Source organism: Pseudomonas abyssi, assembly GCF_002307495.1.
Taxonomy (GTDB): Bacteria; Pseudomonadota; Gammaproteobacteria; order Pseudomonadales; family Pseudomonadaceae; genus Halopseudomonas; species Halopseudomonas abyssi.
Genome location: NZ_NTMR01000016.1, coordinates 89972 through 104732 on the forward strand (window position 1 = coordinate 89972; position 14761 = coordinate 104732).

General features: G+C 61.7%; 12 protein-coding genes. 9 read left to right on the forward strand and 3 right to left on the reverse strand.

Annotated features, from left to right (window positions below; translation table 11 throughout):
- Window positions 1–7: 7 nt before the first annotated feature.
- From CNQ84_RS12890 to CNQ84_RS12930, 9 genes are all read left to right on the forward strand, one after another.
- Window positions 8–1081 carry a GGDEF domain-containing protein gene (locus tag CNQ84_RS12890; RefSeq protein ID WP_245841379.1) on the forward strand — a complete coding sequence of 358 codons (1074 nt, stop codon included), beginning with the start codon at window positions 8–10 and terminating at the stop codon, window positions 1079–1081.
- Between the two features lie 142 nt (window positions 1082–1223).
- Complete coding sequence (locus tag CNQ84_RS12895) at window positions 1224–2246, forward strand: NADP-dependent oxidoreductase (protein ID WP_096005266.1); 1023 nt, start codon at window positions 1224–1226, stop codon at window positions 2244–2246.
- Window positions 2247–2515: 269 nt separating this feature from the next.
- On the forward strand, window positions 2516–5905 hold the full coding sequence (amt, locus tag CNQ84_RS12900) for an ammonium transporter (RefSeq protein ID WP_096005267.1): 3390 nt from the start codon (window positions 2516–2518) through the stop codon (window positions 5903–5905).
- A gap of 148 nt (window positions 5906–6053) precedes the next feature.
- Window positions 6054–6875, forward strand: a complete 822-nt coding sequence (locus CNQ84_RS12905; protein ID WP_096005268.1) for a CbbQ/NirQ/NorQ/GpvN family protein — start codon at window positions 6054–6056, stop codon at window positions 6873–6875.
- Between the two features lie 61 nt (window positions 6876–6936).
- A complete protein-coding gene (locus tag CNQ84_RS12910; RefSeq protein ID WP_096005269.1) occupies window positions 6937–7383 on the forward strand; it encodes a c-type cytochrome in 447 nt (148 codons plus the stop codon).
- Window positions 7384–7421: 38 nt separating this feature from the next.
- Window positions 7422–8825 (forward strand): cbb3-type cytochrome c oxidase subunit I, encoded by a 1404-nt coding sequence (locus CNQ84_RS12915; RefSeq protein WP_096005270.1) that lies wholly within the window; start codon window positions 7422–7424, stop codon window positions 8823–8825.
- A gap of 4 nt (window positions 8826–8829) precedes the next feature.
- Window positions 8830–10665, forward strand: a complete 1836-nt coding sequence (locus CNQ84_RS12920) for a nitric oxide reductase activation protein NorD (protein WP_096005271.1) — start codon at window positions 8830–8832, stop codon at window positions 10663–10665.
- Window positions 10662–11255, forward strand: a complete 594-nt coding sequence (locus CNQ84_RS12925; RefSeq protein WP_217350097.1) for a cytochrome c oxidase subunit 3 — start codon at window positions 10662–10664, stop codon at window positions 11253–11255. Before CNQ84_RS12920 ends, CNQ84_RS12925 begins: the two co-directional genes overlap by 4 nt.
- Window positions 11256–11264: 9 nt before the next feature.
- On the forward strand, window positions 11265–11498 hold the full coding sequence (locus CNQ84_RS12930) for a cytochrome C oxidase subunit IV family protein (protein ID WP_096005272.1): 234 nt from the start codon (window positions 11265–11267) through the stop codon (window positions 11496–11498).
- Window positions 11499–11537: 39 nt separating this feature from the next.
- On the opposite strand, the gene CNQ84_RS12935 is transcribed toward CNQ84_RS12930, so the two are convergent.
- The 3 genes from CNQ84_RS12935 to CNQ84_RS12945 all read right to left on the reverse strand — a co-directional run bounded on the left by CNQ84_RS12935 (window position 11538) and on the right by CNQ84_RS12945 (window position 14751).
- Window positions 11538–13583 (reverse strand): TonB-dependent receptor, encoded by a 2046-nt coding sequence (locus CNQ84_RS12935; RefSeq protein ID WP_096005273.1) that lies wholly within the window; start codon window positions 13581–13583, stop codon window positions 11538–11540.
- Window positions 13584–13645: 62 nt separating this feature from the next.
- Window positions 13646–14014 (reverse strand): YbaN family protein, encoded by a 369-nt coding sequence (locus CNQ84_RS12940; protein WP_096005274.1) that lies wholly within the window; start codon window positions 14012–14014, stop codon window positions 13646–13648.
- Window positions 14014–14751: a Crp/Fnr family transcriptional regulator gene (locus tag CNQ84_RS12945; RefSeq protein WP_096005275.1), complete on the reverse strand. Its 738-nt coding sequence runs from the start codon at window positions 14749–14751 to the stop codon at window positions 14014–14016. Before CNQ84_RS12945 ends, CNQ84_RS12940 begins: the two co-directional genes overlap by 1 nt.
- Window positions 14752–14761: the final 10 nt, after the last annotated feature.

Consider the following 14761-nt stretch of genomic DNA (forward strand, 5'->3'; position numbering starts at 1 on the left):
AAACGACGTGAACGGGAAGTTCCCAATGGACGAGGCGGCGGGTAACGGTCTGGGCGAACAGGCGCGCAGGTCGTTGTTGCAGCTGATCTTCGTGTCCACCGGCGTCCTGCTCTGGGGCTTCGCCTGGCTGCAGTTCGACAACAACAATGCCCTGCTGGCGAGCCTGGAAATCGCCGTGGGGGCGCTGCTGGTCTGGGCCGCCTGGCATATGCGTCAGGTACGTTGGTTGACGCCCTGGATTTACGCTTACCTGCTGCCCACCTTCTGCTTCCAGATCTACATCATGCTGATGCCGGCCGCCTCCATGACGGCCTTTGTCTGGATCTACATGGTGCCGATGCTGGCGTACCTGTTGCTGGGGCGCAAAGCCGGCCTGCTGCTGTCGTTACCCTTCATGTTGCTGGCGGTAGTGCTGTACGTGATCCGCTATGCCGATCTGCAGACAGCGCACGGGCTGATCGATCTGGGCAACGCGGTGATCTGCGGCTTGATGATCCTGTTGTTTGTGCACTTTTACGAAGTGCGCCGAGCCAACGCCCAGCAGACGCTGGAGCGGCTGGCGGAAACCGATGCGCTCACCGGGGTCTACAATCGAGGACGCTTCCAGCAATTATTCGAACAGTGCATTGAGCAGGGGCAGCGCAGTGGCGACGGTTTTGCCCTGGTGTTGCTGGATGTCGATCACTTCAAGCAGGTCAACGATGGCTGGGGGCATGAAGTCGGCGATCGTGCCCTGCGCCACTTGTGCAAAGTGCTGAAGCGCCGCCTGCGCAAGACCGATGTGATCGGACGGCTGGGCGGTGAGGAGTTTGGTCTGTTGTTGCGCAGCACCGATGCGCAGGCTGCCGAACAGCTGGTGCAGACTCTCTGCAGTCAGTTGCAGCAGACGCCGCTGACCTGGGGCGACAAACAGGAGCTGCGCATTACCGCGACCTTTGGCGTGGCGCACTGGCCGAGCGATGCGCTGGACGCCGAGAGCCTGTATCGTCGTGCCGACCAGCGTCTGTACCGGGGCAAGGCCTATGGCCGCAACCGGGTGATCAGCCAGGGTGGCCCATTGCAGATCAGCGAGCTTGGCTGAGCGCGTTTCGGCCTGCGGATTGGCGTCCGATCAAGTGCGTGAATAGTAGGTCGGTTCGCGCGGGTCCCTGGCGATGTTCGTTTATGATCCGGGAGTTCGCGGAGTTTTCCGCTCATTCATCCATTCAAACGAGAGGCATCCGATGTCTGCTTATAGCAACCGTAAAGTCGTGCTCAACAAGCGCCCGCAGGGTGAAATCCAGGATGGCGATCTGGTTCTCAAAGAAGAGACGGTACGTGATCTGAAAGACGGTGAAGTCCTGATCAAGACCCTGTGGCTGTCGCTGGACCCCTACATGCGTCCGCGTATGAACGACAGCAAGGGCTACATGGATCCGATCGAAATCGGTGCGCCGATTGTCGGCGAGAGCGTTGGTCGCGTTGTTGAGTCCAAGTCCGACAACTACCAGGTCGGTGATGTGGTTACCGTGTACTCCGGCTGGCAGGAGTACTGCATCATCCCAGGCAACGCCGAGATGGTCTACAAGATCAAGGACCAGGGCGTGCCGCTGCAGACCTATCTGGGTGTGGCCGGCATGCCGGGCCGCACCGGCTATTGCGGCCTGATGTACGTGGGCAAGCCCAAGTCGGGCGAGACCGTCGTTGTGGCTGCCGCGTCCGGCCCGGTCGGCACCGTGGTTGGCCAGACTGCCAAGCAGGAAGGTTGCCGCGTGGTCGGTATCGCCGGTGGCCCGGAAAAGTGCCGTTATGTGGTCGAGGAGCTGGGTTTTGATGCCTGCATCGATTACAAAGCCGGCAACCTGGACGCAGACCTGGCGGCAGCCTGCCCGAACGGCATTGACGTGTACTTCGAGAACGTCGGTGGCGAGGTGGCCAAGGCTGTGGCCAAGCTGATCAACCCGGGTGCCCGCGTGCCGATCTGTGGCTACGTATCGGCCTACAACGCGGAAGATCAGAGCAAGGTTGAAACCCCGTTCCACATCTTCGGCGCGCTGGATCCCAAGCCGGAGCATCGCTTCTTCCTGGTCACCGAGTGGCAGGACAAGCACCAGGAGATCACCGCGCTGCTGGCTGAGCAGGTAGCTTCCGGCAAGCTGAAGTACAGCGAGACCGTAGCCGAAGGCCTGGAGAACGCCGTTGAGGCATTCAAAGGCATGCTCAAGGGCAAGAACTTCGGCAAGCAACTGGTGCATATCGCCGACTGACCGTGAACTGCCTACCTGTTTCGGGCGCCCTGACGCGCCCGAAACAGGGCCTCGGCTGCTGTTCAGCGGTCGATCGTGACGCCCCCGCCTTTCGCCTTTCTGGCGACACATTCTGACCAGTTCGACGACTTTTGGTACAGAAACTGCATTGTTCTGCACTGTCCTGAGCCGGGCTGCCTATACCTGCTCAGTGGCTGCACTACTCTGGTGCGCAGGCTGTTTGGTCGCGCTATCAAAGTGCCAGTTTCCAAATGGAACAGGTATCACCTATGCCCATCTCGATGATCGATGTTCTGTGGTTGGTCTTGTGTGCTGGTCTGGTGTTCAACATGCAGATTGGCTTTCTCTGTCTTGAGTCGGGGCTGACCCGCAGCAAGAACGCGATCAATGTGGCCGTGAAGAACATGGCCGACCTCAGTCTTGCAGTGTTCTGCTACTGGTTGTTCGGTTTTGGGCTGATGTTCGGTGGCAGCGCGGGTGGCTGGTACGGCGAAGGGTTTGCCATGTTGCCGTTCACCGATACCTGGCATTCGGCCTTCTTTCTCTTTCAGGCGATGTTCTGCACCACGGCAGCGACCATCGTGTCCGGCGCCGCCGCCGAACGCATGCGCTTTGCTTCCTACCTGCTGGTGGCGTTGCTGATCGCCGGGCTGATCTACCCGCTGTTCGGCCATTGGGCCTGGGGTGGCGTATTCACTGATGGCCTGGGCTGGTTGGCGGCGCGCGGTTTCGTCGATTTTGCCGGCTCCACCGTGGTCCACGGTGTTGGCGGTTGGGTGGCGCTGGCGGTGATTCTGATTCTGGGCCCGCGTCAGGGCCGCTTTGATCAGGACCGCGACGGCCGCAGCATGCCCGGCTCCAACCTGCCGCTGGCCATGCTCGGCGCGCTGATGCTGATGTTTGGCTGGTTCGGCTTCAACGGGGGCAGCACCCTGAGCTTCGATGGTCGGGTGCCGGGTATCATCGCCAATACGGTGCTGGCGGCCATCGCCGGCACCCTGGGCGGGATGGTCATGTCCTGGTGGCGCTGGCGTCTGGTGGACCCGGTCTACCCGCTCAATGGCATGATTGCCGGGATGGTGGCCATTACCGCAGGCGCCCATGTGATGGATGCGCCGGCGGCGTTTTTCGTCGGCCTGGTTGGCGCTGTGGTGATGTATCTGGCCGACCGCCTGTTGAATCATCTGCGCATCGACGATGCCGTGGGCGCGGTCCCGGTGCACCTGGCCAGTGGCATCTGGGGCACCCTGGCGGTCGCGCTGTTTGCCAATCTGCAGACGCTGGGCACGGGGCTGAGCCGCACCCAGCAACTGGTGGCGCAACTCGAGGGTGTGGTGGTGGCCGGGCTCTGGGCTTTTGGTGTCACCTGGCTGCTGCTACGCCTGATCAATCGCTTCTGGCCGATGCGGGTCACGCCCGAGGACGAGCTGGCCGGCCTGAACGTATCCGAGCACGGCGCGCGCACCGAGTTGATCGAGTTGCTGGAGGCGATGGCCGCGCACCAGCGCGATGGCCGCTTTGAGCGTGATGTGCCGGTCGAACCCTTTACCGAGGTCGGCCAGATTGCTGCCCAGTACAATAAGGTAATCCATGCTCTGCGGCGGGCGGTGGGGGTCACCCAGAGCATCATCCGCGACATTCGCGACGGCGTGGTGACCTGCAACCGCGAGGGCGTGCTGGCCACCTGCAACCCGGGTGCCGAGCGTTTGTTTGGGCTACCGGCCGGGCTGCTGATTGGTCAGCCGCTGGGCCGGCTGGTGGCCGAGCGCAACTGGAGTGGCTTGCCTTTGCCGGAGGCGGGCAGCGAGACCAAACAGGAGGTGCTGTTCAGCCGTAACGAGCACGATCAGTTTGTGGCCGAGCTGACGGTCAGCCAGGGCGCGCTGGAGGATGAGCACTACACCTGTCTGATTCGCGATATCACCGAGCGGCGGCGCATCGAGCAGCAGCTGTTTCAGGAAAAGATGCTGGCGCAGGTGACCCTGGCCTCGATTGGCGATGGCGTGATTACCACCGGGCCGGACGCACGGGTGCGCTACCTTAATCCGGTCGCTGAACAGTTGACCGGCTGGACCGAGGAAGAGGCCAGCGATCGACCGCTGGATGAGATCTACTGCCTGTTTGACGAGGTTACCGGGGACAGTCTGCTGAACCCGGTCAGCGCCATGTTGCGGCGCTACCGGCAGGCGCTTAGCCGCCAGCCCGGCAGCATGTCGCAGTTGCGCCGGCGTGACGGCAGCGAAGTGTCGGTACAGGACGCGGTGGCGCCGATTCGTGATGCCGAGGGGCACATCATTGGTGCCGTGCTGACCTTTCGCGATGTGACCGCCAATCGCCGCTTGGCACGTGAGCTGTCCCATCAGGCGGCCCACGACACCCTGACCGGACTGGTCAACCGCAAGGAGTTCGAGCGCCGGGTTGCCCAGGCACTGCAGCGCCATGAGAACAGCGCCGGGGAGCAGGTGCTCTGCTACATGGATCTGGACCAGTTCAAGATCGTCAACGACACCTGCGGCCATGCCGCCGGCGACGAACTGCTGCGGCAGCTGGCTAAACTGTTTCAGTCGCACATTCGCAGCTCCGACGTGCTGGCGCGTCTGGGCGGCGATGAATTTGGCCTGCTACTCAGCGGCTGTACGCTGGAGGAGGCGGTGCCGATAGTCGAGGGTATTCGTACCCTGGTGGAGGAGTATCGCTTCAGCTGGGAGGGCAAGACCTTTGCCGTCGGGGTGAGCATCGGCCTGGTGCCGGTCGAATCGCAGCTGGCCAGTCTGGATGTGCTGCTCGGCGCCGCCGACAGCGCCTGTTACGCCGCCAAGGACGCGGGGCGCAACCGTATCCACCTGTACCAGGCCGATGATGCGCAGATGCAGGAGCGGCGGGGCGAGATGCAATGGGTCAACCGCCTACGCCAGGCGCTGGACGCCGACCTGCTGCGTTTGTACGTGCAACCCATCTACCCGATCAGCGAGCGCGACAGCCAGCCCGGTTATGAGGTGCTGGTACGGCTGCTGGGTAACGACGGTCAGGTGATTCCGCCTGGCGCCTTTATGCCGGCGGCCGAACGTTATGACCTGGCGTCGGCGATTGATCGCTGGGTGGTGGGCAACTTCCTGGCCTGGTTGGGCGATTACAACCGCCGCCGCAGCGGGCCGCTGGGCAATTACTCGATCAACTTATCGGCAGCGTCGCTGGGCGAGGAAGGCTTTCTCGACTTCGTACTGGAGGCGCTGGAGCGTCATCAAGTGCCCACCAGCCATGTCTGCTTTGAAATCACCGAAACCAGCGCAGTGTCCAACCTGGGCAAGGCGGTTGAGTTCATGCGCGGTTTGCGGGACATCGGCTGCCAGTTTGCGCTGGATGACTTTGGCTCCGGGTTGTCGTCCTTTGCCTACCTGAAATCGCTGCCGGTCGATTATCTGAAGATCGACGGAGTGTTCGTCAAGGACATCGCCAGCGACCCGATCGCCCGCGCCATGGTCGCCTCGATCAACACCATTGGCCACGAGATGGGACTGCAGACGGTGGCGGAGTTTGTCGAGAGCGAGGCCATTCTCGAACAGCTGCGCGAGCTGGGCGTGGATTACGCGCAGGGCTTCCATCTGGGGCGCCCGCAACCACTCAGCGAGCTGGACGGCGTGCGCATGATGCCGCGTTAGGTTTTTTTTACCTTGTCAGGGTTATAAATACCTATAATGATATGGGTAATAATAACCGTTAAGAGAAAATAGTTTTTATTTTTCAAAGGCTTATTTGTTGGCATGATGGCTGCTCTGTTTTGGTCTACTAGGCCAAAAGGAGTGCGTCATGCCCTCAGTTACAACCCACTTGCGTTCTGCGTCGGACGAGGTGGTTTTCTATCAGGCCGCTGGCAACGAAGTCGAGCTGTTTGAGCGTGCGGATCACTTTGGTCTGCCGCTCTTGATCAAAGGCCCGACCGGCTGCGGTAAGACCCGTTTTGTCCAGCACATGGCTGAGCGTCTGGGACGCAAGCTCTACACTGTGGCTTGCCATGACGACCTGACCAGCGCGGACCTGGTCGGTCGCCACTTGATCGGTGCCCAAGGCACCTACTGGCAGGATGGCCCCCTGACCCGGGCTGTGCGCGAGGGCGCCATCTGCTACCTCGATGAAATCATTGAGGCGCGTAAAGATATTACCGTCGTGGTGCATCCGCTGGCCGATGACCGGCGTCTGCTGCCGCTTGATGCGACCGGGGAGCTATTGCAGGCCGCTCCCGGCTTCATGTTGGTGGTGTCCTATAACCCTGGCTATCGCAACCTGCTCAAAGGGCTCAAGCCCAGTACGCGTCAGCGTTTCGTGGCGCTGTCCTTCGATTATCCGCACACCGAGCTGGAAACGCACATTGTCTGTCGCGAGTCCGGCCTTGCCCCGCCGCAGGCAGAGCAACTGGTGCGCCTGGCACAGGCGCTGCGCCAGCTCGGCGAGCACGATCTGGAAGAAGCCCCCTCGACCCGCCTGCTGATCCATGCCGCTCGCCTGATACAGGCTGGGCTAGCCCCCTTGGACGCCTGTCGGGTGGGTATATGCGAGGCGCTGACCGATGACGCCGTGGCACTGCAGGCGCTGCACGATATTGCTGCGCTGCACCTGGCAGTCACCCCCTGAAAACAACGCGCCTGCGCCGTTACCGGACGCCGGCCAGCCCACACCACCTGAGGAGATCACGATGTCGAAGCGCTTTACCAAGGGCATGGCCCGCAATATCTACTACGGAGGCGGCATGTTTTTCATGTTGCTGTTTGTTGGTCTCACCTTCGACACCGTGACGGCGGTGCCGGAGCGTGAGAACCGTGACCAGTTAACTCCGGCAGTGGCGCATGGGAAGGCACTGTGGGAGGAAAACAATTGTATCGGCTGCCATTCGCTGTTGGGGGAAGGGGCCTATTTTGCCCCGGAACTGGGAAACGTCTTTGAGCGCCGCGGCATGGAAAACGAAGAGGTATTCAAGCTGTACTTCAACGCCTGGATGAAAGCCATGCCGACCGGCGCCCCCGGACGCCGGCAGATGCCGCAATTCAACCTGTCCGACGAAGAGCTCAACGATCTGGCCCAGTTTCTCATCTGGACCTCCCGCATCGACACCAACGACTGGCCACCGAACAAGGAAGGCTAACGCCGACGTTGTTCTCCACCCACTCAAGGAGTTTGCATATGAAATACGCGTCACAGGCGGTGGCCAAGCCCTACTTTGTCTTTGCCATGCTGCTGTTTCTCGGCCAGATCGCGTTTGGTCTGGTGCTGGGCACCCAATACATCATTGGTGATTTTCTGTTTCCGGAAATTCCCTTCAACGTTGCCCGTATGGTGCACACCAACCTGCTGATTGTCTGGCTGCTGTTCGGATTCATGGGCGCCACCTATTACCTGGTTCCGGAGGAATGCCAGACCGAGCTGTTCAGTCCAAAACTGGCCTGGGTGTTGTTCTGGGTGTTCGCTGTAGCCGGAGTGTTGACGATTCTCGGCTATCTGCTGGTGCCCTACGCTCGGCTAGCCGAGCTGACCGGTAATGAGCTGCTGCCAACCATGGGGCGCGAGTTTCTGGAGCAGCCGACTATCACCAAGATCGGTATCGTGATTGTTTGTCTGGGCTTTATCTTCAACGTGGGTATGACCATCCTGCGTGGCCGCAAAACGGTGATCAACATGGTCTTGATTACCGGTCTGCTCGGTCTGGCGTTGTTCTTCCTGTTTGCGTTCTACAACCCGGTTTCGCTGGTGCTGGACAAGTACTTCTGGTGGTGGGTCGTGCATCTGTGGGTCGAGGGCGTGTGGGAACTGATCCTGGGCTCGATCCTGGCCTTCATCTTCATCAAGACCACAGGCGTAGACCGTGAGGTAGTGGAAAAATGGTTATATCTGATCATCGCCATGGCCCTGATCAGCGGGATTCTCGGCACAGGGCACCACTACTTCTTTATTGGTGCGCCGTCCTACTGGTTGTGGATTGGCTCGATATTCTCGGCCGTAGAGCCTTTGCCTTTCTTCATGATGGTGGTATTTGCCCTGAGTATGTTGCGTCAGCGTCGCCGTGTGCATCCGAACAAGGCTGCTATCACTTGGGCTACCGGTTGCACCATCATGGCGTTTTTGGGGGCTGGTGTATGGGGCTTTCTTCATACTTTGGCGCCGGTCAACTATTACACCCACGGATCGCAGCTGACCGCCGCGCATGGTCATCTGGCGTTCTTTGGCGCTTACGTGATGATTGTGCTGGCAATCATTTCCTATGCTTGGCCGCTGCTGCATGGCAAGGAGTGTAATAGCCCGGTTGCCCAGCGCTTGGAAATCGCGTCTTGCTGGACGATGTGCATCAGCATGTTGATGATTACCTTGCTGTTGACAGCTGCGGGTGTCGTGCAGGTCAAGCTGCAACGTTTGCCGGAGGCCGCTCAAGCGCTGCCCTTCATGGAAACCCAGGCAGCCATCGAGGGGATTTACTGGGGGCGCTTGGCGTTCGGAGTGCTGTTTGGTCTGGGACTGCTGATGTATCTGGCCAGCTTCTGGCTGGCGCGCCGCACGCGCGAGCAGGCGCCCGCCCGCGACGGCCAGGCCTGACGCTATGGAAGAGGCCGTTGGCATCCGCTGGCATCGACTGGTCACGCGTCTGGCCAGCCGGGGCTATCCCGCCGCCCGCGTCACGCTGGAGACCGAAGGGCCGCGTCTGGCGCTGATCTTGCGCGCACTGGGCAGTGATGCCGCTCTGAGCATCAAGGCTAGCAGCGAGCGCAGTCTGAGGGTGCGCCGACCGCTGCTGCAGCGGCTGGCTGGGACTGGGCGGCGGCATGCCTTGGCCTGGCGCGAGCCTGACAGCCTGCATCTGCCAGCGCAACTGCAAGTGTTTGCCGAGGCCCGGCTAAATCGCGAACTGTATTTGTGGCTGACTGTGCTGGCCAGCGAACCGCTGCCAACGGCCGACGACGCCTGGCGCGCGAGTCAGGCTCGGATACTGGCGACTCTGGCCCGCTTTCCTGGGCTCAGGGGGCTGTATCACCGTTTGGCGCAAGCGTTGATCGACGAGCGTGGCGACCCGGCGAGTCTGCCGCGGAATCAACGCGAGCGGGAAGTCTGCATCCAGACGGAATTGCTGCAGCCGGGTAGTCAATCGCAGTTGCCGCCAGCTCCTGGCGAACCATTGCCGGTGCCGCTGTGGTTGTACACCGCGGATGGCAACGTTGACGCCGTGCCGCCTGCTACGCAGGCGCAGGTTGAGTCGCCGCCAGCTGGAGGGCAAATACGGCAAGGCAAGGGGCGCAAGCAGGCGCGTTATGTAGATGATCCTGGTCGTGAAAATGGCCTGATGATCTTCCGTCTGGAAAGCCTGTTCAGCTGGTCTGAATTTGTGCCGGTTGATCGCTGTCAGGATGACCGCGAAGACTTGGACGCCGAATCCACCGCGGCGGATCTGGACTTTCTCAGCCTGGCCCGTAGTCGCAGCACCTCGGCCTCGCGCATCAAACTGGATCTGGACCTGCCGAGTGCCGCGGAGGACGATCTGCCCTTGGGTGAGGGCTGCCGCTACCCCGAGTGGGACTGGCGCAAGCGCCAGCTGCTGCCTGATCACTGCTCTGTGGTACCGCTGTTGCCGCGGGGCGCAGAAGCGGCGCCGTTGCCGCCGCGTTTGGCCAGTCTGGCCAGCAGCTTGCGCCGCCGATTTGAGGGGCTGCGCCCGCAGCGCGCCTGGCTGGGCCGGCAGGCATCGGGCAGCCAGCTCGACCTGCAGGCTTGCCTGGCCTATACCTGCCAGCGCCAGCGCGGAAACGCGGACAGCCAGCCGCTGTTGTGGCGCAGTCAGGTTGGGCGTCAGCGAGATCTTGCTTGTCTAATGCTGGCTGACTTGTCGCTGTCGACCGAGGCCTGGGCCGATGACCGCTATCAGGTGATTGATGTGATCCGTGACAGTCTTCATCTGTTTGGCGAAGCCTTGCACGCAGGGCAGGATAGTTTTGCCATGTACGGCTTCTCCTCGCGTCGGCGTAATCATGTGCGTTTCAGTTTGATCAAGAATTTTGATGAGGCTTGGGGCGATGCTATTCACGGCCGTATCCAGGCGCTCAAACCGGGGTACTACACGCGAATGGGGGCGGCCATCCGGCAGGCTACCGATATTTTGCGGGAGCGCCCGGCTGAGCAGCGGCTGCTGCTGCTGACCGACGGCAAACCGAATGATCTGGACATCTACGAAGGACGCTATGGCATGGAGGATACCCGCCATGCCTTGCGGGAGGCGCGTCAGGCGGGCGTACAGCCCTTCTGCGTCACCATCGACCAGCAGGCCTCCGACTATCTGCCGTACCTGTTTGGGCAGGGTCATTATCGGGTCATTCGGCGCGCCGCCGAGCTGCCCGAACTGCTGCCGCGGCTGTATCTGCTATTGACGGGAGGCGCCGGGAGGTGAGTGCCGCCGAGGGGCTGACTGACTTGCCGGACACAGAGTCCGCGGCGTTACCCGGCGATCTGGCGATGTGGTGTTTCATTCTCGCGGAGCTGCTGGTCTTTGCTCTGCTGCTGATTGCCCTCGCCTATGCGCGCAGTCGCTGGTCGATGGAATTCAGCGCTGGCGTGGCAACCTTGCATCCGCTGGCCGGGGTGAGCAATACCCTGCTGCTGCTGACGGCCAGCTATCTGGTGGCGCGCGGTCTGGAGTGCGGCACACGGCGCGCGCTGGTGCGCGGTTTTGCGCTCGGGCTGCTCTGCGGGCTGGGTTACCTGCTGATCAAGTTTGGCGAGTACGCCGTGCTGATTGGCGAGGGGTACAACCTGCGCACCAACACGTTCTACTTTTTCTATTTCTTCACCACCTTCTTTCATGCCATGCATGCGATGCTCGGCATGGTCATTCTGGCGGTGGTGGCTGTGCGTACCCGTGCTGGTTATTACCCGGATGCGGCGCGCCAGAAAATGGCTGGCGACTCGGCCGGCAGCTACTGGCACATGGTTGATCTGGTCTGGCTGGCGTTGTTCCCACTGCTTTATCTGTTGCCCTGAGGTTGGCCCATGCGACTGTCCCTGCGATTCTTCTGGCTGGCGCTGCTGGCATTGACGCTGTTGGGCGTGGCGCTGTCGCAGCGTCAGCCAGACTGGCTGATGGCTGCGGTCGTGCTGCTGACCTTGCTCAAGGGCCACTGGCTGATTGATCGTTTTATGGGGCTGGCTACCGGCCCGCTCTGGTTGCGAGCGACGGTGTCTGGCTGGCTGTTGCTGGTACTGTCGGCCCTGGCGCTGTTGTGAAGGGGATGCCGCGCTGCCGGGTCAGCGCGGCGACGCAGGTCAAAATTCGCCGCGCAGGGTCAGCGCAACATTGCGTCCGGGGGACTGGATCTCCCAACCGCTGATGCCTTCGGTCAGGTGCTCGTGATAACCCTTGTCGAGCAAGTTACGCAGCGTCAGGCCGAGATCCAGGTTCTGCATGCCAGCGATTGCGCTGAAGCCCCACCCCAGTGACGCATCTACGGTAACAAAGCCAGCAGTGTCGTTCTCGGTGCCATTGGAGAAGCGGGTTGCTACACGGTCCTGATTCTTGACTGCACGTACTTGCGAATGCCAGCTGAAACCGAGCGCCCGTGGCTGGCCGATACCCAGTGTCAGTTCTGGCGGCGGCATGCGATACAGCGGCTCGTCGTCCTGGCGATTGTCGCCCTCAAGCCAGGTGAAGCTACCGTCCAGGGTGACGACGCCAACGGGATGGGCAAACTGGCCTTCGGTGCCCTGGATGATAACCTTGTCAAGGTTCTCGGTACGCTTGATCGGTAGACCCTGAGCGTTCGTTTGTCCGGTTACCCGGCCGGCGATGTAGTCATCGATGCGGCTATAGTACGCGGCGAGTTGGTAGCTGCTGCGGCCGTCATTGCCCTTGAGACCCAGTTCCAGACTGGTTGCCTGTTCGGGTTTGAGTTGCGGGTTGCCCTGGTGGAAATAGCCGTCGCCACGGGTGGCGTCTTCAAAGCGCTCGCGCATGTCTGGTGCGCGATAGGCGCGGCCAAAGCTGAGGTAGGGGTTGAGCAGCGGCTGCAGGTTGTAGATCGCACCGAGGGACCAGGACAGGTTGGAGTCGCTGTTGCTCAGCCCTTTGGTGGTACGTGATGCACCGCTACCCTTGCTGTCGGCGTCACCCTTGACCCGATCCCAGCGGGCGCCGGCCTGGACGTTGAGGCGGCCAAACTGCATGTCATCCTGGATAAACACGCCTGCCGAGTCGATCTGGCCATCACTGAAAGGGTCGTTGCGCTGAATGTTCTGCGACGGGCCGGCGAACTGGTAGCGGGCCGGGTCACCGGTCATGCGCCACTGGTCCACGCCAACGCTGAGCAGGTGCGCTTCACCCAGGGGCAGACGGTAGGTGCTGCGCACGCCCCGGGTGGTGAAGGTGACGTCGTTCCACACCTGGTTGCGATCCAGGCCGCTGCTGTAGGCGCGAATCTCGCGATACACCTCCTGCTGGTAGAGGTCGACGCTGAGGGTGCCGGAGCCAACCTCGCCTTCGTAACCGGCGGCGTACAGGGTGCGCTCGGTGTTTGGCGAGTGGATGGTCAGATTGCCCAGTACCGCTGCAGGTGCGGGTTTTGTCGAGCCGGGGAACCAGACATCCTCATCTTTGTGCTGTTGCAGATTGAGGTGCAGGTGGCCGTACTCGCCCAGCGAGTAGGCATACTTGAACAGCATGGAGCGGCTCTCGTAGCCGGTATTGTCCACCTCGCCGTCGGCGCCCTCGTAGTCGTGTACGCGCTTGGCGGCACCGCCCAGCACCAGCCCATGGCGCTGGTTGCCGGTTTCGAGCAGGGCTGCGCCCTGTAGGCCCTCGTCAACGCTGGACAGGCCCAGGCCAACCCGGCCGTTGAGCTCGCCAGCGTGATCGAAGGTGGGCTCCGGGGTCAGCATGTTGACCACGCCACCCAGAGCACCACTGCCGTGCAGTACGGAGCTGGGCCCCTTGATGACTTCCACCCGCTCCAGCAGGCCGAGGTCAGCCAATGAAGCGATAGCGCCCTGCGGCTGAGCAGAGTTGAGGCGGTTGCCGTCCACTTGCAACACGATGCTTTCCAGGCGCTGGCCGCGCAGCACCGGGTTCTGGCCCCAGGCGCCGTCGCTTTGCACCGCCAGGCCGGGCTGGCCGCGCATCAACGCGCCGACGTTGTCGCCGGGAAGGCGCTGAGTCGGTTCCAGTACCACGGAGGCGCCTGCCGTTTCCAGCTTGCTAGCCTGATAACCCTTGGCGGTGACGGTCACTTCGGGCAGTTCCAGGGCGTCACCGGCGAACACCGGACTGACTGCCAGGGCGAGCAGGCTGAGATGAAACAGGGGCGTAATTCTGGGCATTGGTACGATCCTCATGAACAAGTAACTTATTGTTCGATATTGAGAATCGTTATTATTTGATTTTAGTCAACTTTGCGCGACGGCTCAGCCCGTGTCCATAACCAAGCTGCCACGCCGAGCAGAAACAGCGGCAGGCCGATACGCAGCCAGTGGGGTGCCGGCAGCAGCCAGATCATCGTTGCGCTGAGCAGCATCAATGCGCTGGCGGCCCACTTGGCGCGTCGTGGTACTGCGCGGCGCTGGCGCCAGTCGAGTATCAACGGCCCGTAGTGCGGGTGTTGCAACAGTCGCGCTTCCAGCGCTGGCCAGCCGCGGGCCCCAGCCCAGGCGGCGACCAGCAGAAACGGGGTGGTTGGCAACCCGGGCAAGATGATGCCCACGGCCCCCAGACCGATGCAGGTAGCAGCCAGAACCCGCCATAGCCAAACCATCAGTCGCTGCTGCTGGCAATCAGGTTGCCGCGCAGGGGGCTGGCCTGCTCCTGGGCAAAGGCCTCCAGCAGGCGGCTCAGGCTGGGAATACGAATGTGCCGGGCGCGCGTCTGGATCAGCCCCTGCTCGCGCAGCGTGCCGATCGCGCGGGACAGGGTTTCCGGCTTGATCGACAGGCGTGCAGCTATCAGGCCCTTGGGCAGAGCCAGGTCCAGTTCGGCGCTGTCGCCTTGCTGATCGCGCACCTGGCCGACCAGGTACAGCGCCAGCCGTTGGGTGGCGTTTTGCAGGGTGAGGTTTTCCAGTTCGTCGAGCCGCTGGTGCAAGCGAATGCTCAGATGGCCCAGCAAGTGCAGGCAAGTCTGAGGGTTGGTCTCCAGCAGCTGCAGCATCAGACGGTTGGGCAGGCTTAGCAGCTGCACGTTTTCCAGGCTTTCCACGCAGACTGGATAGACCGAATGGCGCATGAACATCACTGCTTCGGCAAAGGTCTGGCCGGCGTTGATGATCTCGACCACCTTTTCCTTGCCGTCGGCCGAAATGCGGAACAGCTTGACCTTGCCGCGCATGACCAGGAAGAAGCGTTTGGCTTCATCGCCCTGACGCAGGATCAGACTTTGTGCAGGATGCTCGCGCAGGTGCGCCTCGTTGAGCAGCAGTTTCTGGTTTTCCTCGCTGAAGTGGCCCAACAAGGGATGACGCAGGACCTGTTGTCGTTGCTCGGGAGTCAGTTGCATGGCTGCGTTC